Origin of the sequence: Flectobacillus sp. BAB-3569 (assembly GCF_002270355.1) — a bacterium.
Classification (GTDB): Bacteria; Bacteroidota; Bacteroidia; order Cytophagales; family Spirosomataceae; genus Flectobacillus; species Flectobacillus roseus.
In genome coordinates, this window is sequence record NZ_NJFZ01000061.1 from 1 (window position 1) to 668 (window position 668).

The 668-nt window shown below is 37.1% G+C and carries 1 pseudogene; it reads right to left on the reverse strand.

Going from position 1 to position 668, the window contains the following annotated elements:
- Positions 1 to 482: 482 nt before the first annotated feature.
- Positions 483 to 668, reverse strand: a pseudogene (locus BWI92_RS27560) (DNA/RNA non-specific endonuclease); the annotation flags it as partial.

A 668-nucleotide genomic window follows, 5' to 3' on the forward strand; every position in this document is an offset into this window, starting at 1 on the left:
GTATTTTTGGAAGAGAGGGGAGAAGAGCGTGGTTATTGAGTGATTGGTGATTGAGTGCATGAGTGATTACCTTAGGTTAAAAGAAATCACTCATGCCCAATAACTGAACAACATTGAATTTACTAGTTCAAGACTTTGTCTTGGACTCATTTTTTAACAGTTTGAAACTGTTTTACAAAGTTCATTGAAAAAGCACAAACACCTGAATGACACTTTCTCGTTTTGTCCAGTAATCAGCACTCATGCCTGTTAACTGAACAACATTGAATTTACTAGTTCAAGACTTTGTCTTGGACTCATTTTTTAACAGTTTGAAACTGTTTTACAAAGTTCATTGAAAAAGCACAAACACCTGAATGACACTTTCTCGTTTTGTCCAGTAATCAGCACTCATGCCTTTAAACAGCCTAAAGCCATCTTAGTTATTATCCACTCTCGCTTCAATTACACTTTGAATATCTTTTGGTACGTCTGAAAGGAAATCAAACCTGTGAGTTTTCCAAGGCATCTACCGATACACGATGGTCACGCCAATTAGTAGCACCAGCTTGGTTGGTATTTGGAATATTCACTGCAATTACACGAGTATCCGTGCCAATTCGATACAAATCGTTTTGACCTACAGGTAGTACTACAATGATTTTCCAGACTGATTTGGGTACTACAAT